Origin of the sequence: Pseudomonas sp. 10C3, assembly GCF_036346185.1 — a bacterium.
Classification (GTDB): domain Bacteria; phylum Pseudomonadota; class Gammaproteobacteria; order Pseudomonadales; family Pseudomonadaceae; genus Aquipseudomonas.
Genome location: NZ_JASJVE010000031.1, coordinates 21803 through 46456, shown reverse-complemented (window position 1 = coordinate 46456; position 24654 = coordinate 21803). Strand labels below are relative to the sequence as shown.

The 24654-nt window shown below is 58.6% G+C and carries 25 protein-coding genes; 23 read left to right on the top strand and 2 right to left on the bottom strand.

All coding sequences use genetic code 11. The features are described from left to right. Positions 1-24 precede the first annotated feature (24 nt). The 7 genes from QN399_RS23065 (at position 25) to QN399_RS23035 (ending at position 6647) form a co-directional block, all read left to right on the top strand. Positions 25-210 (top strand): Trm112 family protein, encoded by a 186-nt coding sequence (locus tag QN399_RS23065; RefSeq protein ID WP_058437370.1) that lies wholly within the window; start codon positions 25-27, stop codon positions 208-210. Continuing rightward, a complete protein-coding gene (gene kdsB / locus QN399_RS23060) occupies positions 207-971 on the top strand; it encodes a 3-deoxy-manno-octulosonate cytidylyltransferase (RefSeq protein WP_322217415.1) in 765 nt (254 codons plus the stop codon). The genes QN399_RS23065 and kdsB overlap by 4 nt, the downstream gene beginning before the upstream one ends. Continuing rightward, a complete protein-coding gene (murB, locus tag QN399_RS23055) occupies positions 971-1996 on the top strand; it encodes a UDP-N-acetylmuramate dehydrogenase (protein ID WP_330201742.1) in 1026 nt (341 codons plus the stop codon). Before kdsB ends, murB begins: the two co-directional genes overlap by 1 nt. 271 nt (positions 1997-2267) lie before the next feature. Beyond that, the gene (locus QN399_RS23050; protein ID WP_330201741.1) at positions 2268-2738 is read left to right on the top strand and encodes a (2Fe-2S)-binding protein; all 471 of its coding nucleotides are present in this window, start codon (positions 2268-2270) and stop codon (positions 2736-2738) included. Continuing rightward, positions 2735-5056: a xanthine dehydrogenase family protein molybdopterin-binding subunit gene (locus tag QN399_RS23045; RefSeq protein ID WP_330201740.1), complete on the top strand. Its 2322-nt coding sequence runs from the start codon at positions 2735-2737 to the stop codon at positions 5054-5056. Before QN399_RS23050 ends, QN399_RS23045 begins: the two co-directional genes overlap by 4 nt. After that, a complete protein-coding gene (locus QN399_RS23040) occupies positions 5056-6042 on the top strand; it encodes an XdhC family protein (protein WP_330201739.1) in 987 nt (328 codons plus the stop codon). The genes QN399_RS23045 and QN399_RS23040 overlap by 1 nt, the downstream gene beginning before the upstream one ends. Continuing rightward, positions 6039-6647 (top strand): nucleotidyltransferase family protein, encoded by a 609-nt coding sequence (locus tag QN399_RS23035; RefSeq protein WP_330201738.1) that lies wholly within the window; start codon positions 6039-6041, stop codon positions 6645-6647. Before QN399_RS23040 ends, QN399_RS23035 begins: the two co-directional genes overlap by 4 nt. A 112-nt stretch (positions 6648-6759) precedes the next feature. On the opposite strand, the gene rne is transcribed toward QN399_RS23035, so the two are convergent. Beyond that, positions 6760-9957, bottom strand: coding sequence for a ribonuclease E (rne, locus tag QN399_RS23030; RefSeq protein WP_330201737.1), 3198 nt, complete (start codon positions 9955-9957; stop codon positions 6760-6762). Between the two features lie 710 nt (positions 9958-10667). On the opposite strand from rne, the gene rluC reads away from it, so the two are divergent. The 3 genes from rluC to sppA are packed head-to-tail and all read left to right on the top strand — an operon-like array spanning position 10668 to position 13282. After that, positions 10668-11624: a 23S rRNA pseudouridine(955/2504/2580) synthase RluC gene (rluC, locus tag QN399_RS23025; RefSeq protein WP_330201736.1), complete on the top strand. Its 957-nt coding sequence runs from the start codon at positions 10668-10670 to the stop codon at positions 11622-11624. Continuing rightward, positions 11614-12270 (top strand): HAD-IA family hydrolase, encoded by a 657-nt coding sequence (locus QN399_RS23020; RefSeq protein ID WP_330201735.1) that lies wholly within the window; start codon positions 11614-11616, stop codon positions 12268-12270. Before rluC ends, QN399_RS23020 begins: the two co-directional genes overlap by 11 nt. A gap of 19 nt (positions 12271-12289) precedes the next feature. After that, positions 12290-13282 (top strand): signal peptide peptidase SppA, encoded by a 993-nt coding sequence (gene sppA, locus QN399_RS23015; protein WP_330201734.1) that lies wholly within the window; start codon positions 12290-12292, stop codon positions 13280-13282. Positions 13283-13342: 60 nt separating this feature from the next. Here the strand turns inward: sppA and QN399_RS23010 are convergent, their stop codons facing one another. Beyond that, on the bottom strand, positions 13343-13921 hold the full coding sequence (locus QN399_RS23010) for a nucleoside triphosphate pyrophosphatase (protein WP_330201733.1): 579 nt from the start codon (positions 13919-13921) through the stop codon (positions 13343-13345). Between the two features lie 237 nt (positions 13922-14158). Here QN399_RS23010 and QN399_RS23005 point away from each other — a divergent pair, with 237 nt between their 5' ends. From QN399_RS23005 to QN399_RS22945, 13 genes are all read left to right on the top strand, one after another. Beyond that, positions 14159-14686, top strand: a complete 528-nt coding sequence (locus QN399_RS23005; protein ID WP_219061630.1) for a YceD family protein — start codon at positions 14159-14161, stop codon at positions 14684-14686. A gap of 13 nt (positions 14687-14699) precedes the next feature. Further along, positions 14700-14882, top strand: a complete 183-nt coding sequence (gene rpmF, locus QN399_RS23000; RefSeq protein ID WP_219061629.1) for a 50S ribosomal protein L32 — start codon at positions 14700-14702, stop codon at positions 14880-14882. 4 nt (positions 14883-14886) lie between these two features. Continuing rightward, positions 14887-15894, top strand: coding sequence for a phosphate acyltransferase PlsX (gene plsX, locus QN399_RS22995; protein ID WP_330201732.1), 1008 nt, complete (start codon positions 14887-14889; stop codon positions 15892-15894). 146 nt (positions 15895-16040) lie between these two features. Beyond that, positions 16041-16979: an ACP S-malonyltransferase gene (gene fabD / locus QN399_RS22990; protein ID WP_330201731.1), complete on the top strand. Its 939-nt coding sequence runs from the start codon at positions 16041-16043 to the stop codon at positions 16977-16979. Between the two features lie 15 nt (positions 16980-16994). Beyond that, positions 16995-17738 (top strand): 3-oxoacyl-ACP reductase FabG, encoded by a 744-nt coding sequence (gene fabG, locus QN399_RS22985; RefSeq protein ID WP_330201730.1) that lies wholly within the window; start codon positions 16995-16997, stop codon positions 17736-17738. 193 nt (positions 17739-17931) lie between these two features. Then, entirely contained in the window at positions 17932-18168 is a 237-nt protein-coding gene (gene acpP / locus QN399_RS22980) for an acyl carrier protein (protein ID WP_330201729.1), read from the top strand. Positions 18169-18278: 110 nt separating this feature from the next. Further along, the gene (fabF, locus tag QN399_RS22975) at positions 18279-19523 is read left to right on the top strand and encodes a beta-ketoacyl-ACP synthase II (RefSeq protein ID WP_322180826.1); all 1245 of its coding nucleotides are present in this window, start codon (positions 18279-18281) and stop codon (positions 19521-19523) included. Then, entirely contained in the window at positions 19523-20338 is an 816-nt protein-coding gene (gene pabC, locus QN399_RS22970) for an aminodeoxychorismate lyase (protein ID WP_330201728.1), read from the top strand. Before fabF ends, pabC begins: the two co-directional genes overlap by 1 nt. Before the next feature lie 3 nt (positions 20339-20341). Next, a complete protein-coding gene (gene mltG / locus QN399_RS22965) occupies positions 20342-21481 on the top strand; it encodes an endolytic transglycosylase MltG (RefSeq protein ID WP_330201727.1) in 1140 nt (379 codons plus the stop codon). 19 nt (positions 21482-21500) lie between these two features. Continuing rightward, a complete protein-coding gene (tmk, locus tag QN399_RS22960; protein WP_219061621.1) occupies positions 21501-22133 on the top strand; it encodes a dTMP kinase in 633 nt (210 codons plus the stop codon). After that, entirely contained in the window at positions 22126-23112 is a 987-nt protein-coding gene (locus QN399_RS22955) for a DNA polymerase III subunit delta' (RefSeq protein WP_330201726.1), read from the top strand. Before tmk ends, QN399_RS22955 begins: the two co-directional genes overlap by 8 nt. 302 nt (positions 23113-23414) lie before the next feature. Further along, on the top strand, positions 23415-23771 hold the full coding sequence (locus QN399_RS22950) for a PilZ domain-containing protein (RefSeq protein WP_322180816.1): 357 nt from the start codon (positions 23415-23417) through the stop codon (positions 23769-23771). A 13-nt stretch (positions 23772-23784) separates the two neighbouring features. After that, the gene (locus QN399_RS22945; protein ID WP_330201725.1) at positions 23785-24570 is read left to right on the top strand and encodes a TatD family hydrolase; all 786 of its coding nucleotides are present in this window, start codon (positions 23785-23787) and stop codon (positions 24568-24570) included. Positions 24571-24654 lie beyond the last annotated feature (84 nt).

The window sequence follows — 24654 nt, the reverse complement described above, 5'->3', positions numbered from 1 at the left end:
AACAGCAACACCACAGGATTTTTTATGGACACCAAATTGCTCGACATCCTCGCTTGCCCGATCTGCAAAGGGCCGCTCAAGCTCAGCGCCGACAAAACCGAGCTGATCAGCAAAGGCGCTGGCCTGGCCTATCCGATTCGTGATGGCATTCCGGTGATGCTGGAAAGCGAAGCGCGCACCCTGTCCACCGAAGAGCGTCTGGATAAATGACTGCAGCGTTCACGGTTGTTATTCCGGCGCGTTTCGGCTCCAGCCGTTTCCCCGGCAAGCCCCTGAAAATGATCGCTGGCAAGCCGATGATCCAGCACGTCTGGGAACAGGCGCGTAAAAGCAGCGCTGAGCGCGTGGTAGTGGCCACTGATGATGCGCGCATCGTCGAGGCTTGCCGTGCTTTTGGCGCCGAAGTGCTGCTGACCCGTGACGACCACAACTCCGGTACCGACCGCCTGGCCGAAGTCGCCGCTCAACTGGGCCTGGCGCACGACGCCATCGTGGTCAACGTGCAGGGTGATGAGCCGATGATCCCGCCTGCGGTGATCGATCAAGTGGCGGACAACCTGGCGGCACACCCGGAAGCGCGGATGTCGACCCTGGCCGAACCGATCGACGATGTGGCCAGCCTGTTTAATCCGAACGTGGTCAAAGTCGTGGCTGATCTCAATGGCCTGGCCCTGACGTTCAGTCGCGCACCATTGCCGTGGGCGCGTGACGCCCTGGCCAAGGATCGCGATCAGTTGCCGGCCGGCGTCCCGTATCGCCGACATATCGGGATCTACGCCTACCGTGCGGGTTTCCTTCACGACTTCGTCAGTTGGGGCCCGTGCTGGCTGGAAGATACAGAGAGCCTGGAGCAACTGCGTGCCCTGTGGCATGGCGTGCGTATTCACGTCGCCGATGCAGTGGAAGCGCCGCCAGCCGGTGTCGACACCGCTGAAGACCTTGAGCGCGTGCGCCGCTTGCTGGAGGTTTGATGGCCTTGCAGGTGCAGTCCGCGGTTTCCCTCAAGCCGTTCAACACCTTTGGCGTGGACGTGAGCGCCAAAGCGTTCGCCGAAGCCCACAACGACGATGAGGTGCGCCAGGCATTGGCGTTTTCGGCTGAACACGGGCTGCCATTGCTGGTCATTGGCGGCGGCAGCAATCTGTTGCTGACGGCCGATATTCAGGCACTGGTGCTGCGCATGACCAGTCGCGGCGTTCGTCTACTTGCCGACGATGGCGAGCAGGTCATCGTGGAAGCCGAGGCGGGTGAGGCTTGGCATCCCTTTGTGCTGTGGAGCCTTGAGCAGGGCCTGTCCGGCCTGGAAAACCTCAGCCTGATTCCTGGCACCGTGGGCGCTGCGCCGATGCAGAACATTGGTGCCTATGGTGTCGAAATCAAGGATGTATTCCACAGCCTGACTGCGCTGGACCGCCAGACAGGTGAGCTGCGTGAGTTTTCCCTTGGCGACTGCGCTTTCGCTTACCGCGACAGCGTGTTCAAGCGCGACACGGGGCACTGGGTGATTCTGCGCGTGCGCTTTTTACTGAGTCGCGCGGCGCACCTGCATCTGGAATACGGGCCTGTACGTCAGCGTCTGGATGAACAGGGCATCGTTCAGCCGACGCCCAAGGATGTCAGTCTGGCGATCTGTGCGATCCGCAGCGAAAAACTGCCGGACCCGGCCGTCTTGGGCAATGCGGGCAGTTTTTTCAAAAATCCATTGGTACCCGCTTCGTTGGCGGCTGAACTGAAGCGCCAATATCCGGGTCTGACTGCTTATCCACAGGCTGATGGTCAAGTGAAGCTGGCCGCAGGCTGGTTGATCGAGCACGCGGGGTGGAAAGGGTATCGCGACGCGGGCAACGGGGCGGGGGTACATCGCCTGCAGTCACTGGTGTTGGTCAATTATGGCAATGCCACCGGGTTGCAGCTGCTGAACCTGGCGCAACGTATTCAAAATGACATCGCTCAGCGCTATAACGTGCAATTGGAAATGGAGCCGAACCTTTACTAAGGTTCGGTTGTTTTTAGGGCTATTCTTTATCCTCGCTTTGCTCCTGTTTCATTAGAACCATCAGAATCCCTGAGGCGGACTCGTTCGCTTAAACGCTTTTTAGTTAGCTTGCTATCGATATATGCAACGCGAGCGACTTTTTGATGCATCCGAACCGAGGGGCTGTGCGACACGGTCCTGTATTAGCCTGAGCCGATCTGCCTCAGCCAAAGAGCTGAATCCAGAGAAAGATCGCTCGTCTCGAACCCCTGATAAATAGGCGGCGTGCTCCATGATTACCTTGAATCTCAATGGAAAAGATCACCAATTGGATGCGATTGAGGATATGCCGCTGCTGTGGGCTATCCGGGACATCGCGGGTTACACCGGGACCAAATTCGGCTGTGGCATGGGCGTGTGTGGTGCCTGCACCATCCACATCAATGGTGAGCCGGCGCGCTCATGTGTCACCCCTATTGGCAGCGTGGCCGGTCAGCCGGTCACCACCATCGATAACTTGCACAGCGATCCTGTCGGTCAAGTGGTACAGCAAGCCTGGCTCGATAATGGCGTGGCCCAATGCGGCTTCTGTCAGGGTGGGCAAATCATGTCCGCGACCGCCTTGCTCAAGAGCAATCCGGCACCTAGCGATGCCCAGATTGAAGACTATATGGCTGGCAACATCTGCCGTTGCGGTACCTATAACCGGATCAAAACCGCGATCCATCAGGCCGCGACTCACCTGAAGGAGGCCAAGGCATGAGCCAGTCCCTGAACGATTTCGCCCTGAATAATTTGAGCCGTCGCGGCTTCCTTAAAGGTGTCGGCGCAACCAGCGCGCTGGTACTGGCTGCCAGTTGGGGTTGGCAGGATGCTTTCGCCGATGAGAAGAAGTTCGGCGCCGACGGCATGCCGCATGGCTGGATCGATGACCCGAAGGTCTACGTCAGCATCGATGCCGACGGCACTGTGACAGTGACGTGCAACCGTTCCGAAATGGGTCAGGGTATTCGCAGCAGCCTGAGCATGGTGGTCGCGGACGAACTGGAAGCCGATTGGACGCGGGTCAAGGTCAAGCAGGCACCCGGTGACGAGGTACGCTTCGGCAACCAGGACACCGACGGTTCGCGCAGCATGCGCCACTGGTATGAGCCCATGCGCCGCTGTGGTGCTGCCGCGCGGACCATGCTCGAACAAGCCGCTGCCGATCAATGGAAAGTGCCATTGGCCGAATGCCACGCGCAGCTGCATAAAGTTATCCACAGGCCGACAGGCCGTGAGTTGGGCTATGGCGAGTTGGCCACGGCGGCCGGTGCGTTGGCCGTGCCTGCCCGTGACAGCTTGCGCCTCAAGCAGCCTTCCGAGTTCCGTTATATCGGTAAGGAAGCAACGCGCGCCCTTGATGGTGATGACATCGTCAATGGCCGGGCGATTTATGGCGCTGATGTGCATTTTGACGGCATGCTCTACGCCACTATTGCGCGGCCACGGGTGTATGGCGGCAAGGTTAAATCCGTTGATTCCAGCGCTGCCCTGAAAGTACCAGGCGTGATCAAAGTCATGGAAATCGAGAGCAGCCCACTGCCTTCCGAGTTCCAGCCTCTGGGCGGCGTGGCGGTGATTGCCAGCAACACCTGGGCTGCGATCAAAGGTCGTGATGCGCTGAAAATCGAGTGGGATGATGGCGTCAACGCCAATTACGACTCTGTCGCTTACCGCAAGGAAATTGAAGCTGCCGCGCAGAAACCAGGCAAAGTGGTCCGCAGCACGGGTGATATCGACGCCGCCCTGAGCAAGGCTCACAGCACGCTCGACGCTTCGTATTACTTGCCGCATCTGGCGCAATCGCCGATGGAACCGATGGTTGCCATCGCCCGTTTTCAGGATGGCATATGCGAAGCCTGGGCGCCGAGCCAAGCGCCGCAAGTGACCCGCACGCGGATCGCTGATCGTCTGGGCATCCACTTCGACAAGGTCACGGTCAATGTCACCCTGCTGGGCGGCGGTTTCGGGCGCAAGTCGAAACCGGACTTCGTGATCGAAGCGGCGATCCTTGCCAAAGCCATGCCCGGTAAAGCGGTGCGGGTCCAATGGACGCGGGAAGACGATGTTCATAACTCTTACTTCCACACGGTGTCGGCGGAATACCTCAAGGCCAGCCTCGATAAGGACGGCATGCCGTCTGGCTGGTTGCACCGCACCGTAGCGCCGAGCATCACCGCGCTGTTTGCGCCGGGGGTCAAGAACGAAGGTGCGTTCGAACTGGGCATGGGCTTCACCAACATGCCGTACGCAATCCCCAATGTCCGCCTGGAAAACCCTGAGGCCGTGGCGCATACACGTGTGGGCTGGTACCGCTCGGTATCGAACATCCCCCACGGGTTTGCGGTGCAGAGCTTTATCGATGAACTGGCAGCCAAAGCAAAGCAAGACCCTTTGAAGTACCAGCTCAAACTCCTGGGCCCGGATCGGCAGATCGATCCACGTACCCTCAGTGAAGAGTGGAATTACGGTGAATCGCCAGAGCGTTACCCGATTGATACCGCGCGCTTGCGTGCAGTGATCGAGCGGGCCGCCAAGGAAGCCGATTGGGGGCGTAAATTGCCCAAGGGCCGTGGCCTTGGCCTGGCCGCGCATTACAGCTTCGTCACCTATGTGGCGGCAGTGATCGAGGTCGAGGTCGAGGATGACGGGACCTTGATCGTGCACAAAGCCGACATCGCCGTGGATTGCGGGCCGCAGATCAACCCGGAGCGGATTCGTTCGCAGTTCGAAGGCGCTTGCGTGATGGGCCTGGGCAACGCGGTGCTGGGAGAAATCAGCTTTAAGGACGGCAAGGTTCAGCAGGACAACTTCCATATGTACGAAGTTGCGCGCATGTCGCTGGCGCCCAAACACGTCGCCGTGCATCTGGTGACGCCTGCCGGTGAGGTGCCGTTGGGCGGTGTTGGCGAGCCAGGTGTGCCGCCGATTGCGCCGGCCTTGTGCAACGCGATTTTCGCCGCCACAGGCCAACGGATCCGCAGCCTGCCGATTCGCTATCAGCTCAACGGCTGGCAGACGAAACAGGCCAAAGTCTGATGGACAGCGTTGACCTGAATGTTCTGCGCAGCGTGCTCGAATGGCGCCGCGCGGGGCATCGCGTGCTGTTGTACAGCGTGGTGCAGACCTGGGGCAGCGCGCCTCGGCCACCCGGCGCGATGCTGGCCTTGCGCGAAGACGGCATGGTCATCGGCTCCGTATCGGGTGGCTGCATCGAGGACGACCTGATCGCACGCTTGCAGGAGGGGCGTGTGCACGCCAGCGATGGCGTGCAACTGGTGACCTATGGCGTGACCCGCGATGAGGCCGCCCGATTTGGTCTGCCGTGCGGTGGCACGCTGCGTTTGACCGAAGAGTGGGTCGGCGATGTGCAGTGGGTTGTCGAGGTGTTGCAGCGCTGCGAGGATCACCAGATCGTCGCTCGCGAGCTGAATCTGCAGTCTGGCGCTGTCAGCCTGCACCCGGCCAGTCGTGAAGAGGGGGTGACGTTCGATGGGCAGACCCTGCGCACAATCTATGGGCCGCGCTGGCGTTTGATGTTGATTGGCGCGGGGCAATTGTCACGGTATGTCGCCGAGATCGCCCGCCTGCTGGATTTTGACGTGCTGATCTGTGATCCGCGCAAGGAATTTGCCTACGGTTGGGAAGATCAGCAAGCGCGCTTCGTGCCCGGCATGCCGGATGATGCCGTGTTGACCATCGAGCCCGACGAGCGCACCGCTATCGTTGCCCTGACCCATGACCCGCGCCTGGATGATATGGCCCTGCTCACGGCATTGAGTTCCAACGCGTTCTACGTGGGCGCGCTGGGTTCGCGGGCCACCAGCCAGAAACGTCGGGAAAATCTTGCTCAACTGGGCATGGATGCTGAAGTTGTCGGACGTCTGCATGGGCCTGTCGGTCTGCACATTGGCAGCCATACCCCCGCAGAAATCGCGCTGTCGCTGATGGCAGAGATCGTGGCCCTTAAAAACGGCATTCCCTTGAAGCAGAAAAGACCCCTCAGCGCAGAGATGGCGCATTGAGCACAACCCTGTGTGCTGTGGTGCTTGCCGCAGGGCAGGGCAGTCGCTACCGGACCGTTGCCGGTGCGGATCAGGATAAGTTGCTGGCTCCGTGTATCGGGCGCGACGGTGTTGTGCGCCCGGTGCTTGAGCAGGTGTTGCTGAGCTTGCAAGCGGCTGTGGATAAAGGGGCTGTGGATAACTGCGTGCTACTGACTCGTCCTGGGCGTCTTGAGGTCATTGATCTGGGACTGCGTTATGGCTGCCAGGTGGAGTTGCTGGCGTCAGGCGGTATGGGCGACAGCATTGCGGCGGCGGTTACCGCTCAGCCCGATCATCGTGGTTGGCTGGTTGTGTTGGGGGATATGCCATTTATCTTGCCCGACACCCTGGTTCGGGTGATTGGCTCGCTGGAAGACGGGTCCGTCAGTGTGCCGGTCAGCGCTGGAGCATACGGTCATCCCGTAGCATTCGGCCGTCAGTTTTGCCTGCCGTTGATGGCATTGGCGGGCGAGCGGGGCGCAAAACGCTTGTTTCAGGCTGGGCGGGTGCGGGAAGTGCCGGTCGACGACCCCGGCGTGCTATGGGACGTCGATATACCTGCATCGTTGGTGTTCACGCCTTGATTGACTGATGTGCCTGGATTACCACCTTCGCGTCCGCTGGATAAACCCGTTTCGCAGGCATGAAAAAGCCCCCATCTGCTCGCGCAGGTGGGGGCTTTTTCATCAGTCGGGATTAAGCGAGCGGTTTAGGCTCTTTGCTTTCTTCCAGTACTTCAGGGTGCTGCTTCACAATGTCTTCAATCGAACGTAGGTTCTCATCGATGACCGGCACTTGTTCGGTGCTTTCAACGTGCTGGGTCGATTCGATTTCAGCAACGACTGGAGCCGGTTCTACAGCGACAACCTGTGGAGCGTTGGCAGCTGCTTCTTCAGCTTCTTTCAGCAGACGCTCGGCTTCACGCTTGCGACGACGCACTTCGCGAGGATCGTTCGGCGCGCGGCCAGTGCTGCTGACTGGAAGAGCCGGGGCTTCTTCAACGATGGCTTCAACCACGGCTTCAGGTGCTGGTTCGGCTTTGACTTCCGGAGCAGGCGTCACGGGTGCGGCGATGACAGGTTCAGCGACGGCCGGTGCAACAGGTGCTTCGGTCGGCAGTGCTGGCGATTCAGTTGCCTGAACCTCTTCCTGAACAGGCGCTACGGGTGCTTTGTGGTACGACGCTGCGTGCTCGACGACCGGTGCGCTGAACAGTTCAGCTTGAGCGGCTGCTGGTTGTTCAACCGGTGCTGCGGGCTCTTCGCGTGGTACTACAGCTTGGACTTCAACGTCCGGAGCGGCTTCTGCTGCGGTCGGTGCAACGTCTGCGGCCTGCGCTTCAACCACTGGGGTCTCGACGGCTGGCGCTTCGCTTGCTTCTACAGCGGCAGTTGCACGTTCAGCCTGACGGTGTGCATCGGCTTCGGCCGGTGCGCTGATCACGCTGCTGGCAACGGCGGCAGTGACTGCCAGACCGGCAGCCAGATCGGAGGTGGTTTCTTCGGTGGTGCTTTCTTCAGCGCCTTCCGAACCTTCGATCACATTGCCGTTGGCATCACGTTGACGCTCGCGACGGTTGCTGCGACGACGCTGACCACGTGAACGACGACGAGGGCGATCACCTTCGGTGTCATCCTGATTGTCATCCTGCAACAGCTCTTCGTTAGGCAGCACTTCTTCTTCGCTGACGGCTACGGGCTGCTCGGCACGTGGCTGACGCTCTTCACGCGGTGCACGCGGTTGGCGTTCTTCACGCGGTGCGCGCTCAGGACGTTCTTCGCTACGGGCTTCAACTGGAGCAACAGCATCCAGAGGCTCGCGCAGTTCGCGGACCGGACGCTCTTCGCGTGGCTTGCGATCTTCACGCGGCGCACGTGGAGCGCGTTCTTCACGAGGCGGGCGAGGTGCGCGCTCTTCGCGAGGGGCCGCAGTCTCTTCGCGCACTTCACGCACTTCACGTGGCGCGCGTTCTTCACGAGGGGCACGCTCTTCGCGCGGTGCGCGTTCTTCACGGGCCTCGCGAGGGGCGCGTTCTTCGCGTGGTTTGCGTTCTTCATCGCGACGGCCAGTGCGGCTGCGGCTCTGCTGACGACCGTTACGGCGCTCTTCGGTGCGAGCAGGACGTTCAGCGGCGGCTGGTTTTTCGACCACGACCGGTGCTGCAGGCTCTTCCTTGGTGGCGAACAGGCTGACCAGCGACTTCACCAGACCTTTGAACAGGCTTGGTTCGTGAGCAACGGGAGCAGGTGTCGGTGCAACGGCAACGGCTTCAACCGGCATCGGCGCGTTGGCGCGCGGCGGAGCGGTTTTGACTGCAGCTTCCTGGCGAACCAGGGTGCGGGTCGCGGCCGGGGCTGGCGGCACTTCTTCCACTTCAGCGGCAGCCGCAGCGATTTCGTAGCTGGACTGGTTGGTGTGGGCTTCCGGGCTGTCATCACGCAGACGCTGCACTTCGAAGTGCGGCGTTTCGAGGTGATCGTTCGGCAGGATGACGATGCGAGCACGAGTACGCAGTTCGATCTTGGTGATCGAGTTGCGTTTTTCGTTGAGCAGGAACGCCGCCACCGGGATTGGCACCTGAGCGCGAACTTCTGCCGTGCGATCTTTCAGGGCTTCTTCTTCGATCAGGCGCAGGATTGCCAGCGACAGCGATTCAACATCACGAATGATGCCGGTGCCGTTGCAGCGAGGGCAAACGATGCCGCTGCTTTCGCCCAGCGATGGACGCAGGCGCTGACGGGACATTTCCAGCAAGCCGAAACGCGAGATGCGACCCACCTGGACGCGGGCACGGTCTTGTTCCAGGCTTTCGCGGACTTTCTCTTCCACGGCGCGCTGGTTCTTGGCTGGCGTCATGTCGATGAAGTCGATGACGATCAGGCCGCCGATATCACGCAGACGCAACTGGCGGGCGATTTCTTCAGCCGCTTCCAGGTTGGTTTGCAGTGCGGTTTCTTCGATGTCGCTGCCTTTAGTGGCGCGCGCCGAGTTGATGTCGATGGACACCAGAGCTTCGGTCGGATCGATGACGATGGAGCCACCGGAAGGCAATTCGACGACCCGCTGGAAAGCGGTCTCGATCTGGCTTTCGATCTGGAAACGGTTGAACAGCGGTACGCTGTCTTCGTAGAGCTTGATCTTGCTGGCGTACTGCGGCATCACCTGGCGGATAAAGGTCAGGGCTTCTTCCTGAGCTTCAACGCTGTCGATCAGCACTTCGCCGATGTCCTGGCGCAGGTAATCGCGGATGGCGCGGATGATGACGTTGCTTTCCTGATAGATCAGGAACGGCGCGGAACGATCAAGCGACGCTTCTTTGATAGCGGTCCAGAGTTGCAGCAGGTAGTCGAGGTCCCACTGCATTTCTTCGCTGCTGCGGCCAAGGCCGGCAGTGCGCACGATCAAGCCCATGTCGGCCGGAGCGATCAGGCCATTCAGCGCTTCACGCAATTCATTGCGTTCTTCGCCTTCGATGCGGCGCGAAATGCCGCCGGCACGCGGGTTGTTCGGCATCAGCACCAGGTAACGACCGGCCAGGCTGATGAAGGTGGTCAGGGCTGCGCCCTTGTTGCCACGTTCTTCTTTTTCGACCTGAACGATAACTTCCTGGCCTTCGGTCAGGACGTCCTTGATGTTGACGCGGCCTTCAGGTGCTTTCTTGAAGTATTCGCGGGAGATTTCTTTGAGTGGCAGGAAGCCATGACGCTCAGAGCCAAAATCGACAAAGGCAGCCTCGAGGCTTGGTTCGATGCGAGTAATCCGGCCTTTATAGATGTTGGCCTTCTTCTGCTCGCGCGCACCTGACTCGATGTCCAGGTCGTAGAGGCGTTGGCCATCTACCAGTGCAACACGCAACTCTTCGGGTTGGGTTGCGTTAATCAGCATTCTTTTCATGTAGTACCGTCGGTTTCCGGGCTGCCGGAAACGGCGTTCGGCACACACGACTTCTCACGGTCGGTGTCAGGGCGCGTCAGGAGTGGTTGGCCACTCCAGTGTCTAACGAGTTTCGACCAGAGGGGTCGGAGTCGCGACGACGTTTCCTGCTTGCTGTGGTGACAAAAGACACCCTGTCAGCAAAAGCTTTGTCAGGAGGAGGAATCAACCATCGGCAGCGGACGATATGAAGCGTCTTGAATAAAGCCTAGTGCTACACGGTCCGATGGTTGTGCGTCTCCACCCCGCACGTATCCCTGATAATTCGGGTGCTGCCGCGCGCAGAATCCGCAACGGGTTGGCATTTACCGCGGTCTTCGATAGGGAAGATCGCGCATCATTGCTAGAGGCTTTATTTCCGAAGCATTCGCTTGAGTGTCTGCAAACGACTGCACTTTGTGAACTGGCCGTGAATATGGGCTCCGAAGGCGAGTGATAACTCTGCGATCTGGCTTGTTTCAGGCCTTATGTCACCTGCGCTCGTTACGTTTCCAGACCTTCCATTATCCAGCGAAAGCCCCGTCGGACGGCCTTGCGTCCTTGTAATTGCGATGGTCAGGGTCGGTGGTTATACCGTTTGTCCGCTGGCCAGGCCGCTTTTGGCGACGTTCGCGACTATAACAGTAATCATTAAGTGCTTCAAATCCATAAAAATTGTTATGATTTGCCGCATGACGAATATTGCCCCCCCAACCTCCGGCGTCCAGCTGGTTGAGGTTGCGCCGGAACTTGCCGGTCAACGCATCGATAACTTTCTATTCACCTATCTCAAGGGCGTTCCCAAGACCTTGATTTATCGCATTTTGCGCAAAGGCGAAGTGCGGGTGAACAAAGGTCGGATCAAGCCTGAGTACAAGCTGAAAGGTGGCGACATCATTCGCGTTCCGCCTTTGCGCCTGCCTGAGCGTGACGAACCCGTGCCTGTGGCTCAGGGGTTGTTACAGCGCCTGGAGGCGGCCATTGTCTACGAAGACAAGGCGCTGATCGTGCTGAACAAGCCTGCCGGCATCGCTGTGCATGGCGGTAGCGGTCTGAATTACGGGGTGATCGAAGCCTTTCGTCAGATGCGTCCGGACGCCAAGGAGCTGGAGCTGGTTCATCGGCTCGATCGGGACACGTCTGGCCTGCTGATGATTGCAAAAAAACGCAGCATGCTCCGTCATCTGCATGAAGCATTGCGCGGTGATGGTGTTGATAAACGTTATATGGCCTTGGTTCGTGGCCACTGGGAGACGGCTCAGAAGCGCGTAAACGCACCATTGCTCAAGAGTAACCTGCGGTCCGGCGAGCGCATGGTCGAGGTCAACAATGAGGGCAAGGAGGCGCTGACGATTTTCAAGGTGCTGCGTCGCTTCGGTGATTTTGCCACCATGATCGAGGCTAAACCCGTCACTGGGCGTACGCACCAGATTCGTGTCCACACCCTGCACGCCGGGCATTGCATCGCAGGCGACACCAAATATGGCGATGAAGACTTCAGTCGTGAAATTCGTGATCTGGGCGGCAAGCGCCTGTTCTTGCACGCCTACATGCTGACCGTGCCGCTGCCCGACGGTGGTGAGCTGAAGCTGCAAGCACCAGTCGATGACATGTGGGCCAAAACCGTGGAGCGTTTGAGTGCGCCCTGATTATAAATTGCTGATTTTCGATTGGGACGGCACGCTGGCCGATTCCATTGGTCGTATCGTCGAAGCAATGCGTACTGCGGCGCATCTTAGTGATCTGGCCGCGCGCGATGATTTTTCGATCAAGGGCATCATTGGTCTGGGTTTGCCTGAAGCGATTCGCACGTTGTACCCCGAAATTTCTCCGGGCCTGATGACGGCTTTTCGTGATCACTATGCGCAAAGTTACATCGCGCTGGAGGCCGACCCTTCGCCGTTGTTCGCGGGTGTCGTGCAGTCGCTCGAGGCGTTTCGTGTTCAGGGGTATCAGCTTGCAGTTGCCACGGGGAAGTCGCGCCGTGGCCTGGACCGGGTGCTGAGCGCACATGGCTGGGAAGATTACTTCGAGATCACGCGTGCCGCCGATGAGACCGCGAGCAAGCCGGACCCTTTGATGCTGCACGAGATCCTTCGGCACTGTGACGTCGCACCCGAGGAAGCGCTGATGATCGGCGATTCATCGTTTGATTTATTGATGGCGCGTAACGCTGGCATGGATTCGGTGGCGGTGGGTTACGGTGCGCAAACACTGGCATCGCTGCGCGAATTTGAGCCGCGTCTGGCTATCGAGAGTTTTCCAGAGTTGCACGCCTGGTTGGGCGCGCGCTGATTTTTTAGGGTGATTGAACATGTCGGACGAATGGAAAGACAGCAAAGCTGAAGTCGCGGGCGGTAGTTCCGACGACAAAAGCTGGAAACTGCTGGAAAAGACCTTGTTGGCCGGTGTGCAAGAGCAGCGCCGCTCACGACGCTGGGGTATTTTCTTCAAGCTGCTGACATTCGCTTATCTCATTGGTGCGTTGATGTTGTTTACGCCGCTGATGGATGTCGAAAAAGGTGTTTCTCGCGGCAAGAATCATACTGCGTTGATTGAAGTGCGGGGGATGATCGCGGACAAGGAAACGGCCAGCGCCGATAACATCGTTGGCAGTCTGCGTGCGGCATTCGAGGATTCGAAGACCAAGGGCGTGATCCTGCGTATCAACAGTCCAGGTGGCAGCCCGGTACAGTCCGGCTACATCTATGACGAAATACGTCGGCTGCGCGCCGAGAAGCCGGATATCAAGGTTTATGCGGTCATCACCGATCTCGGCGCTTCGGGTGCCTATTACATTGCCAGTGCCGCCGACCAGATCTATGCCGACAAGGCGAGTCTCGTGGGTTCCATTGGGGTGACGGCGGCCGGCTTCGGTTTCGTCGGGATCATGGACAAGCTGGGCGTTGATCGTCGTACCTACACGTCGGGCGAGCACAAGGCGTTTCTTGACCCGTTCCAGCCACAGAAGGCTGATGAAACTCAATTCTGGCAAGGTGTGCTGGACACCACTCATCGCCAGTTCATCGCCAGCGTCAAGCAGGGTCGCGGTGATCGTCTGAAAGACAAGGACCATCCCGAGTTGTTTTCCGGGTTGGTGTGGACCGGTGAGCAAGCGCAACAGCTAGGCCTGGTTGATGGTCTCGGCAGTGCCAGCTATGTGGCGCGTGAGATCATCGGTGAGAAGGAAATAGTCGATTACACCATCGAAGAGTCACCGTTTGATCGCTTCTCCAAGAAGCTGGGTGTCAGCATGGCTAACCAGATAGCGATGTGGATGGGCTTCCAGGGGCCGTCGTTGCGTTAACGAAATCAGCGGTACGTGCAAAGAAGCCCGGCCATTGGTCGGGCTTCTTCATTTCAACGATTAAGGGATCGCGATCCCTTCCGCCAGTAGCATGTCGATCAGGCGAATCAAGGGCAGGCCGATCAGGCTGGTAGCGTCGCTGCCTTCGGTGCTGCGAAACAGGCTTACACCCAAACCTTCAGCCTTGAAGCTTCCTGCGCAGTCGTAGGGCTGCTCGGCGCGCAGATAGCGCTCAAGGCTGGTCTGATCCAGATCGCGCATATGGACGGTGAACGGCACGCAATCGACCTGGCAGTGGCCTGTACGGCTGTTGAGCAGTGCCAGGCCGGTCAGAAACGTCACGCTGGCGCCGCGGGCTGCTGACAGCTGTTCCAGGGCGCGTTCGAACGTATGGGGTTTGCCGAGAATCTGGCCGTTGAGGACCGCGACCTGATCCGAGCCTATGATCAGGTGGTTTGGGTGGTTGTCGGCAAGCGCCAGCGCCTTTTCTCGAGCCAGGCGCTGAACCAGTTCGATCGCGGGCTCTTCAGGTTGGCGGCTTTCATCGATATCAGGTGAGCAGCAGGTGAACGGTAGGCGCAGGCGAGCCAGTAATTCACGGCGGTAGGGCGAGCTCGATGCGAGTAGCAGAGGCGGCATACTGTTCTCCAAAAGATGAAAGGTCATTCAATATTCAGCATTCAATATTCAGCTTTCAGTCTGCTGAAACGTAGCGAGCTAAGGTAGGGCAAGGCGAGAAAGCGGAGTTTACGGGCTGTAAATGAGCATTTCGAGCCTGCTCTCAACGCAGCATTGCCGAGTGCAGTAGTTTCAACAGATTGAAAGGCCTGAATTTCCTTTGACAGAGGAGGGGGTCGTCCCTAGAATGCTGCGCCTATGTTGAATGACCCGATTCCACCTCACGTTGACCCGCGCAAATTAGCTGATCGTGGCACTACTCTTCAGGGAGAAGTACTGCTGGCTGATTTGGAGAGACTCTGCGACCCGCTTTCCGATAACCTCGGTACGGTGCAGGCTAAATTCATTTTTGAGCGAGACGAGCGCAGATCTGTGGTCATCCACAGTTCCATCGACGCCGAGGTCAAAATGGTTTGCCAGCGTTGTCTTGAGCTGGTCACCCTGCCGATCCACAGCGAATGCAGTTACGCTGTGGTGAAAGAGGGTGCGAATACCCAGTCGTTACCGAAAGGTTATGACGTGCTGGAACTGGGCGAAGATCCATTGGATCTGCTGGCATTGATCGAGGAGGAGCTGTTGCTCGCCTTGCCCATTGTGCCTGCTCATCATCCGGAAGAATGCCAGCAGCCGGCGGACCTTAACGAGTCCGAGCCGAGCGTGGACGAGGTAACGCGGTCCAACCCGTTCAGTGTATTGGCGCAGTTAAAGCGTGACCCAAACGTTTAGGAGTTAATCAATTATGGCTGTTCAGCAGAACAAAAAATCCCGCTCTGCCCGTGACATGCGTCGTTCGCACGACGCTCTTGTGGCAAGCACTCTGTCTGTAGAAAAAACCACAGGTGAAATTCACCTGCGTCACCACGTATCGCCGGAAGGTGTTTATCGTGGTCGCAAAGTGATCGACAAGGGCGCTGACGAGTAATTTCTTGTCCGCTCCGATCATCGCGATTGACGCAATGGGTGGGGACTTCGGTCCCCGCAGCATTGTGCAGGCCAGTATCGCTTGTTTGTTCGCTACGCCCTCGCTGCACCTGACCCTCGTCGGTCAAGCCCCCCTTCTTGAAGAATTGATTGCTCGCCATTCCGGTGTGGATCGCTCACGTCTGCGTGTTGTAAACGCCAGCGAAGTGATCACCATGGATGAGCGGCCTTCGCAGGCTTTGCGCAGTAAGCCTGATTCGTCGATGCGGGTGGCGTTGGGGTTGTTGGCCGAGGGCCAGGTTCAGGCTTGTGTGAGTGCGGGTAATACCGGGGCGCTGATGGCGCTGTCACGCTTTGTGCTCAAGACTTTGCCAGGCATTGATCGACCCGCGATGATCGCAGCCATCCCGACTCAGCGTGGTTATTGCCAGTTGCTGGACTTGGGAGCAAATGTCGATTGCAGTGCTGAAAACCTCTATCAGTTCGCCGTCATGGGTGCTGTCGCGGCTGAGGCCTTGGGTGTTCCCCGGCCTCGGGTGGCGTTGCTCAATATTGGCACCGAAGACATCAAGGGTAATCAGCAGGTCAAATTGGCGGCTACTCTGCTTCAGGCTGCGCCGGGTTTGAACTACATCGGCTTCGTCGAAGGTGATGGGGTGTACCGTGGCGAGGCTGATGTTGTGGTGTGCGACGGTTTTGTCGGTAATATCCTGCTCAAGTCAAGCGAAGGGCTGGCGACAATGATCGGTGCACGGATCGAATCGCTGTTCCAGCAGAATGTATTTACAAGGGTCGTGGGTGCTTTAGCGTTGCCCATGCTCAAGCGTTTGCGGGCGGACCTGGCGCCTGCACGCCATAATGGCGCGAGTTTTTTGGGTTTGCAGGGCATTGTCGTGAAAAGCCACGGCGCCGCAGGCGTGCAAGGCTTCCAGAGCGCGATTCAGCGGGCGCTGATCGAAATACAGGAAAACCTCCCGCAACGCTTGGGTGGGCGTCTCGAGGGGCTGCTTTAGGCTGTCTCCGGGCGCGAGTTGCGCAAATGTGACGCTGGTGACTGGTCAGTCATCCAACTGTCCATTCACGGACAGTTAATTTTGAGTTTCGCGCCTGGCCTGGCCGGGCGTCAATTTTCGACGACAAATCATTAGGGGCTTGATCAATGTCTGCATCCCTCGCATTCGTCTTTCCGGGTCAAGGATCGCAGTCCCTCGGCATGCTCGCCGAGCAGGGCGCTCAGCACAAACTGATCCTCGACACCTTCAGTGAGGCTTCCGAAGCCTTGGGTTACGACCTCTGGGCGCTGACCCAGCAAGGGCCGGAAGAACAACTCAATCAAACCGATAAAACCCAGCCTGCGATCCTGACAGCCTCTGTGGCGTTGTGGCGCCTGTGGTTGTCTGAAAGCGCTTTGCGTCCTGTGTACGTCGCCGGGCACAGCCTGGGTGAATACAGCGCTCTGGTAGCGGCAGGCAGCCTGACCTTGAGCGATGCGGTCAAGTTGGTGGAGCGTCGGGGGCAGTTGATGCAACAGGCTGTGCCTGCGGGCCAGGGTGGTATGGCTGCCATTCTGGGGCTGGACGATGCCGATGTGCTGGCAGCGTGCGCCGAAGCTGCCCAGGGCGATGTCGTCAGCGCGGTGAATTTCAATTCGCCGGGCCAGGTCGTGATCGCCGGTTCTGCCGCCGCTGTCGAGCGTGCCATTGAGGCCTGTAAGGCCCGTGGCGCCAAGCGTGCATTGCCATTGCCTGTGAGCGTGCCGTCGCATTGCGAATTGATGCGTCCGGCCGCTGAGCGCTTCGCCGAATCCATCGCGGCGATTGCCTGGCAGACACCGCAGATCAAGCTGGTACAGAATGTCAGCGCGTCAGCGGTGGCCGACCTCGATACCCTCAAACGCGATCTGTTGGAACAATTGTACAAGCCTGTGCGTTGGGTCGAATCTGTCCAGTTCCTGGCAGCCCATGGTGCGACCCGGTTGGTCGAGTGCGGGCCGGGTAAAGTGCTGGCGGGTTTGAACAAGCGCTGCGCCGAAGGCGTGACAACCTACAACCTCAATACCCCAGACGCCTTCGCCGCCACCTGTGCGGCATTGGCCTGATTAGGAGAAGCTTGCATGAACCTGCAAGGTAAAGTTGCACTGGTCACCGGTGCGAGCCGCGGTATTGGCCAAGCCATTGCCCTTGAGTTGGGACGTAACGGTGCGACCGTGGTCGGGACGGCAACGTCCGAGTCCGGCGCCGAGCGTATCAGCGCGACGTTCAAGGAAAACGGCATTGAAGGTTTCGGGCTGGCGCTCGACGTCTGCAGCGATGCATCGGTCAGTGCGACGCTGGCATTGATTCAGGAGCGCGTTGGCGCCCCGTTGATTCTGGTCAACAACGCCGGTATCACCCGTGACAACCTGATGATGCGAATGAAAGATGACGAATGGCATGACGTTGTCGACACCAACCTGAACAGTCTGTTTCGGCTGTCCAAGGGTGTTTTGCGTGGCATGACCAAGGCTCGTTGGGGGCGAATTATCAGTATTGGCTCGGTAGTGGGTGCCATGGGCAACGCAGGCCAAGTAAACTATGCGGCCGCGAAAGCCGGTCTGGAAGGTTTCAGTCGGGCCCTGGCCCGTGAAGTCGGTTCGCGTGCGGTCACCGTGAACGCGGTTGCGCCTGGTTTTATCGATACTGATATGACTCGCGAGCTGCCAGAAGCGCAACGTGAGGCATTGATTACCCAGATTCCTTTGGGACGTTTGGGGCAGGCGCAAGAGATCGCGCATGTGGTCGCTTTTCTTGCATCTGAAGGTGCAGCCTACGTTACCGGGGCTACAATCCCGGTGAATGGCGGCATGTACATGAGTTGAATGTGACGGATCGCTTCAAAAAAATGTCATACGAGCGGTCTAAAATCCGTTATAAAGCTGCAATCTATTAATAGGCGGAAGGCGGGTGTGGTTACGGGGGATGAGCATTGAGCTTGAAATGCGCAAAACCTCTTCGATACACTTACCCACTGGCCAGCTGCCTGAATTTGTCTACTAGGAGTTAAAACAAGGTATGAGCACCATCGAAGAGCGCGTCAAGAAAATCGTTGTCGAGCAACTTGGCGTCAAAGCAGAGGAAGTGACAAACGCTGCTTCTTTCGTTGAAGACCTGGGCGCTGACTCCCTTGATACCGTGGAGCTGGTAATGGCTCTGGAAGAGGAATTCGAGACCGAAATTCCTGACGAAGAAGCCGAAAAAATCACTACCGTTCAAGCAGCTATCGACTACGTTACTGCCCACCAGGCGTAATGGTTTGTAGTCGTCGCTTGCTGTCGGGAAAAACCGCACTGCCATAACGGCGTGCGGTTTTTTCTTTAGAAGTGATGTAGAGAGTCGTCAATAGATTAAAGGAGAGTGCTGTGTCGCGTAGACGCGTCGTAGTCACCGGTATGGGTATGTTGTCGCCATTGGGCACGGACGTTCCGAGTTCCTGGCAGGGCATTCTGGCTGGTCGCAGTGGCATTGGTCTGATCGAACACACGGACCTTTCGGCCTTTACCACCCGTTTTGGCGGCTCGGTAAAAGGCTTCAACGTTGAGGAATATCTGGCGCCCAAAGAGGCACGGCGTCTCGACCTTTTCATTCAGTACGGTTTGGCCGCGAGCTTTCAAGCCGTGCGCAACTCCGGGCTTGAAGTGACCGACGCTAACCGTGAACGCATTGGCGTTGCCATGGGTGCGGGCATCGGTGGCTTGACCAATATCGAGAACAACAGTCGTTCTTTGCATGAGCAAGGGCCGGGGCGGATTTCTCCGTTTTTTGTACCGGGCTCGATTATCAACATGATTTCTGGCTTCCTGTCGATCCATCTGGGTGCACAGGGGCCTAACTACGCTATCGCAACTGCGTGCACCACCGGCACCCATTGCATTGGTATGGCCGCACGCAACATCGCCTACGGTGAAGCTGACGTGATGATCGCCGGGGGCGCGGAAATGGCTGCCTGTGGTCTGGGTATGGGTGGCTTTGGTGCGTCGCGGGCGCTGTCTACCCGCAATGACGACCCTGCACGGGCAAGCCGTCCATGGGACAAAGGCCGTGATGGTTTCGTCTTGTCCGATGGCGCTGGAGCCTTGGTGCTTGAAGAGCTGGAACACGCTAAAGCGCGTGGCGCGACCATCTATGCCGAGCTGATCGGCTTTGGCATGAGTGGCGACGCTTATCACATGACCTCGCCACCCGAAGACGGTGCCGGCGCCGCACGTTGCATTGCCAACGCGCTGCGTGACGCCAGGATCAATGTCGATGAAGTCCAGCACATCAACGCTCACGGCACATCGACCCTGGCGGGCGATCTGGCCGAAGCATCGGCGATCAAGACTGTCTTTGGCGACCATGCCTACAAGCTGGCCATCACGTCGACCAAATCGATGACGGGTCACTTGCTCGGTGCCGCAGGGGCGGTCGAGGCGATCTTCAGTATTCTGGCGATCAACGGCCAGGTCGCACCGCCGACAATCAACCTTGATGAGCCGGGCGAAGGCTGCGATCTGGACTTTGTCCCGCACGAGGCCCGAAGCATGCCTATCGATGTCGTGCTTTCCAACTCCTTCGGATTTGGCGGCACCAATGGATCGCTGGTGTTCCGTCGGTACGCTGATTGATGCCGAGCTGGATCAATGGTTGCCCAGCTGAGACCCTGCCCGTCACAGATCGGGGTCTGGCTTACGGCGATGGTTTGTTTGAAACCATTGCCGTCAAGGCCGGGCGACCCTTGCTGTTCGAACGTCACCTGCAGCGTTTGGCTACAGGGTGCAGTCGATTGGCGATTGCGACGGATCAATCATTGATCCGTAGCGAATTGCTGGCGTTTGCTGCGCAGTTGGGCGAGGGTGTGATGAAGTTGATTCTCACCCGTGGCGACAGCTTGCGTGGCTACGCACCCGCACCCATGGCCGAGCCACGACGGATCCTTCAGGGCAGCGCGGCGCCAGCCTATCCGGCGGCTCATGCCGAGCAGGGTGTTTACCTGTTTGAATGCCTGACTCGTTTATCTGAACAACCCCTGCTGGCCGGGCTCAAGCATCTGAATCGGCTTGAGCAGGTGCTCGCGCGTAGTGAGTGGCAGGACAGCGCCTACGCCGAAGGGCTGATGTGCGATACCTCCGGGCGGATAATCGAGGGTGTGTACAGCAATGCCTTTCTGATCAAGGAGGGTGTGCTGCTGACTGCCGACCTGAGCCGTTGCGGCGTGGCCGGTGTGATGCGCGCAGAACTGCTGGCTCAAGCCCGGACGCTGGGCATTGGCACTGAAGAACGTGACATCCAGTGGCTCGATCTGGAGCAGGCGGACGAGGTTTTTCTGAGCAATAGTGTCTATGGCGTGTGGCCTGTACGAGGGGTTGCACGGCTGAACTGGCCGGTTGGCCCGCTCACCCGTAAACTGCAGGGCATTGCTCGCGCGCTTCTGGATGTTTGATCGGTGATTCGTAAATTATTGGTGTTGTTCGAAGGTTGTCTGGTCCTGGCAGGGTTACTGCTGGGCCTGTCCGTCTGGCAACAGGATGTAGCGCTGAAGCAGCCCTTGAACCTGACTCAGGAGCAGTTACTCGACGTCCCCGCAGGCTCCACGCCTACTGGCGTGCTTAATCGTTTGCAGGCCGACGGGGTGATCAAGGACGCCTTCTGGTTGCGTCTTTACTGGCGTTTTAATCTGTCGGATCAATCGTTCCACAGCGGCGAATACCGCATGACACCCGCAATGAATGCCAAGGCTCTACTGGGGTTGTGGCATCGTGGCGAGGTGGTGCAATACAGCCTGACACTGGTTGAAGGCTGGAATTTTCGTCAGGTCCGTGCGGCCTTGGCCAAGCAGCTCAAGCTTGAGCAGAACCTGGCCGGGTTGAGCGACACGGAATTGATGGCCAGGTTGGGCCACGCCGATGTATTCCCCGAAGGTCGTTTCTTTCCTGACACCTACCGTTACGTACGCGGCATGAGCGACGTCGACTTGCTCAAGCAGGCGTATAACCGCCTGGATGAAGTCCTGGCGGAGGAGTGGACCAAACGTGCGGCTGACGTGCCTTATGTAGACCCGTATCATGCGTTGATCATGGCCTCGCTGGTCGAAAAAGAAACCGGCGTACCTCAGGAGCGTGCGCAAATCGCCGGCGTTTTTGTCCGGCGCCTGCAGATGGGGATGTTGTTGCAGACCGATCCTACCGTGATCTACGGCCTCGGTGAGCGTTACAACGGTAAGTTGACCCGTGCCTCCCTGAAAGAGCCAACGCCCTATAACACTTATGTCATCGCTGGTTTGCCGCCGACCCCGATCTCGTTGGTGGGACGCGAAGCCATCCATGCCGCGCTTAATCCAGTGCCTGGCAGCAGCTTGTATTTCGTTGCGCGCGGTGACGGCAGTCATGTGTTTTCTGCTGATCTGGACGCCCATAACAACGCGGTTCGCGAGTTTCAGCTCAAACGACGTGCGGACTATCGTTCCAGTCCGGCGCCTGTTCCCGCTCCGGGCTCCGTGCCAACGTCGGAGCCAGAGGTCGTACCGGCTCCTGCTCCTGCTCCCACTGCCACGCCAGATGACAAAAGCGAGCAGAGCCCGCAATGAATTTGATTAAGGACTGCCTGTGACTGGCTTGTTTATTACCCTGGAAGGTCCAGAAGGTGCTGGTAAAAGCACCAATCGCGAATACCTTGCCGAGCGCCTGCGCGCCCATGGTGTCGATGTTGTGCTGACCCGGGAGCCGGGCGGTACGCCTTTGGCTGAGCGGATTCGCGAGCTGTTGCTAGCGCCGAGCGATGAACCGATGAACGCCGATACCGAACTGTTGTTGGTATTCGCTGCCAGAGCCCAGCATCTGGCTGAAGTCATTCGTCCGGCACTGGCTCGCGGGGCAGTGGTGCTGTGTGATCGGTTTACAGATGCAACCTACGCTTACCAAGGGGGTGGCCGTGGCTTGTCCCATGAGCGAATCGCCGTCCTGGAGCATTTTGTTCAGGGTGATCTGCGTCCCGATCTGACCCTGGTGTTCGACTTGCCGGTGGAAGTGGGTCTGGCGCGTGCGACGGCCCGTGGGCGGCTCGACCGTTTCGAGCAGGAAGGTCGAACGTTTTTCGATGCCGTGCGCAGTACCTACCTGAAGCGTGCGGCCGCCAGTCCTGAACGCTACCGTCTGGTGAACGCAGCGTTGTCGCTGTCTGAGGTTCAGCAGTCACTTGATGGCTTGCTGCCCGAGTTGCTGGAACTTCAACGTGGCTGAGGCCTACCCTTGGCAAGAAAGTCTTTGGCAGCAACTGGCCGGGCGTAGCCAGCACGCGCACGCTTACTTGCTTCATGGGCCTGCGGGCATCGGCAAGCGAGCTCTGGCGGAGCGCCTTATGGCTCGCTTGTTGTGTCAGCGCCCTGAAGGGCTGGACGCGTGTGGTCAGTGCAAGTCCTGTCTGCTACTGGTCGCGGGCAGTCACCCGGATAATTACGTGCTGGAGCCGGAAGAGGCGGACAAAGCAATCAAGGTCGATCAGGTTCGCGATCTGGTCAGCTTCGTCGTGCAGACCGCGCAAATGGGCGGTCGCAAGGTGGTGTTGATCGAGCCTGCCGAGTCGATGAACGTCAACGCCGCTAACGCATTGCTCAAAAGCCTCGAAGAACCTTCCGGCAATACCGTGCTGTTGCTGGTCAGTCATCAGCCGAGCCGTTTGTTGCCGACGGTCAAAAGCCGTTGCGTGCAACAGGCCTGTCCGCTGCCCAGTGAGGCAATGAGCCTGGACTGGCTGGCCAGCGCGTTGCCTGATTGCGCGGAGGATGAACGTGTCGAGCTGCTGGCTCTGGCCGCCGGTTCCCCCTTGGCGGCAGTCAGCCTGCAGGCTCAAGGCGTACGGGAGCAGCGGGCGCTGGTGGTGGACGGTGTAAAAAAACTGCTTAAACACCAGCAATCACCCACTCAGTTGGCTGAGGGCTGGAAAGATATTCCGCTGTTGTTGCTGTTCGACTGGTTCTGCGACTGGTCGCATCTGATCCTGCGCTATCAGCTGACCCAGGATGAAACGGGGCTCGGCTTGGGTGATATGCGTAAGGTGCTGCAATACCTGGCGCAGAAGTCGACTCAGGACAAGGTCCTAGGTATTCAGGACTGGGTGCTGGCCCAGCGTCAGAAAGTCATGTCCAAAGCCAATCTTAACCGGGTGTTGTTGCTCGAAGCGTTGTTGGTGCAGTGGGCAGGCTTGCCCGGACAAGGTTAGACTCTAGGGTCTGTTGACGTTTGGTGACGACCGCGACGGAGGCCCATTTGGCGCAGGGCAAGGCGCGAGGAACGCGGTTTGGTTGTTCCAAATAAGTTCCGAGCAACGCAGCCCTGCGCCAAATGGGCCCCGTCCCTTCGGGTTGCGCGCCAACGTACAGCGAGGCTGCGTTGCGGGATTTGCCAAGGGAACAACCATTAGCGGCATCCCGCGCCTTGCCTCGCACACGTTGGCATCGCAACGCGGTTCGCCACCAAACGTCAACAGACCCTATTATTCGGATCATGTCCCCAGGAGTTGCAATGAACTTGCCGTTGAGTCCAGGCCCACGGAACGGCATCTTGTCCCTGACGATCAAGGACAAATCCGTGTTGTACGCCGCTTATATGCCATTCATCAAAAATGGCGGGCTGTTCATCCCTACCAGCAAAAGCTACAAGCTGGGTGACGAGGTGTTCATGCTGCTCAACCTGATGGACGAGCCGGAAAAAATCCCGGTGACGGGCAAGGTTGCCTGGATAACGCCCAAGGGCGCTCAGGGCAATCGGGCGGCGGGAGTTGGTGTCCAGTTCAATGATGGCGACAACACGGCCCGGAACAAGATTGAAACGTACCTGGCCGGAGCCCTGAAATCCGACCGTCCAACCCATACCATGTAGTTGCGATCCTGCCATGCTTGTAGATTCCCATTGCCACCTCGACCGTCTCGATCTCGCTGTGCATGCAGGTTCGCTCGATGCAGCCCTTGACGCTGCACGGGCTAGGGGCGTCGGGCATTTTCTGTGCATCGGTGTCAGCGCCGAAAATGCCGGTGCGGTCAAAGCCTTGGCTGAACGTTATGACGATGTGGATTGTTCGGTGGGTATTCATCCGCTGGACCTGCAGCCGGGCGTGGCACCTGCACTGGACTGGCTGCTGGATGAGCTGAATCACCCGCGGGTGGTGGCCATTGGCGAGACGGGACTGGATTACCACTATGAGCCCGAGGCTGCCGAGCTTCAGCAGCAATCGTTTCGTCTGCACCTGCAGGCGGCCAGCATCACGGGCAAGCCGGTTATTGTGCACACTCGTGGCGCTCGCGCCGACACCTTGAACCTGTTGCGAGAAGCTGCGTTACCGCACGCTGGCGTACTGCACTGCTTTACCGAGGACTGGGAGATGGCCAGGGCGGCGCTGGACCTGGGTTTTTATATCTCGTTGTCCGGGATCGTCACCTTCCGTAATGCCGATGCACTGCGAGACGTGGCACGTCAGGTGCCCGCTGATCGATTACTGGTGGAGACCGATTCGCCTTATCTGGCGCCGATTCCTTATCGGGGCAAACCCAACCTTCCGCAATATGTGCGGGAAGTGGCAGAGTTCCTGGCGATGTTGCGCGGTGAGCCCTACGAGCGTTTCGCCGAGCAGACCACTGAAAACTTTATGCGGCTGTTCCCTCTGGCGCACGTGAAGTGCTAGGCACTCTTTTTTCGAGCGCTGCCCTGCAGGGGATTTTCATGCAAAAAAAACCCGGGCTCTGGGGGGGAATCCGGGTTAAGACCA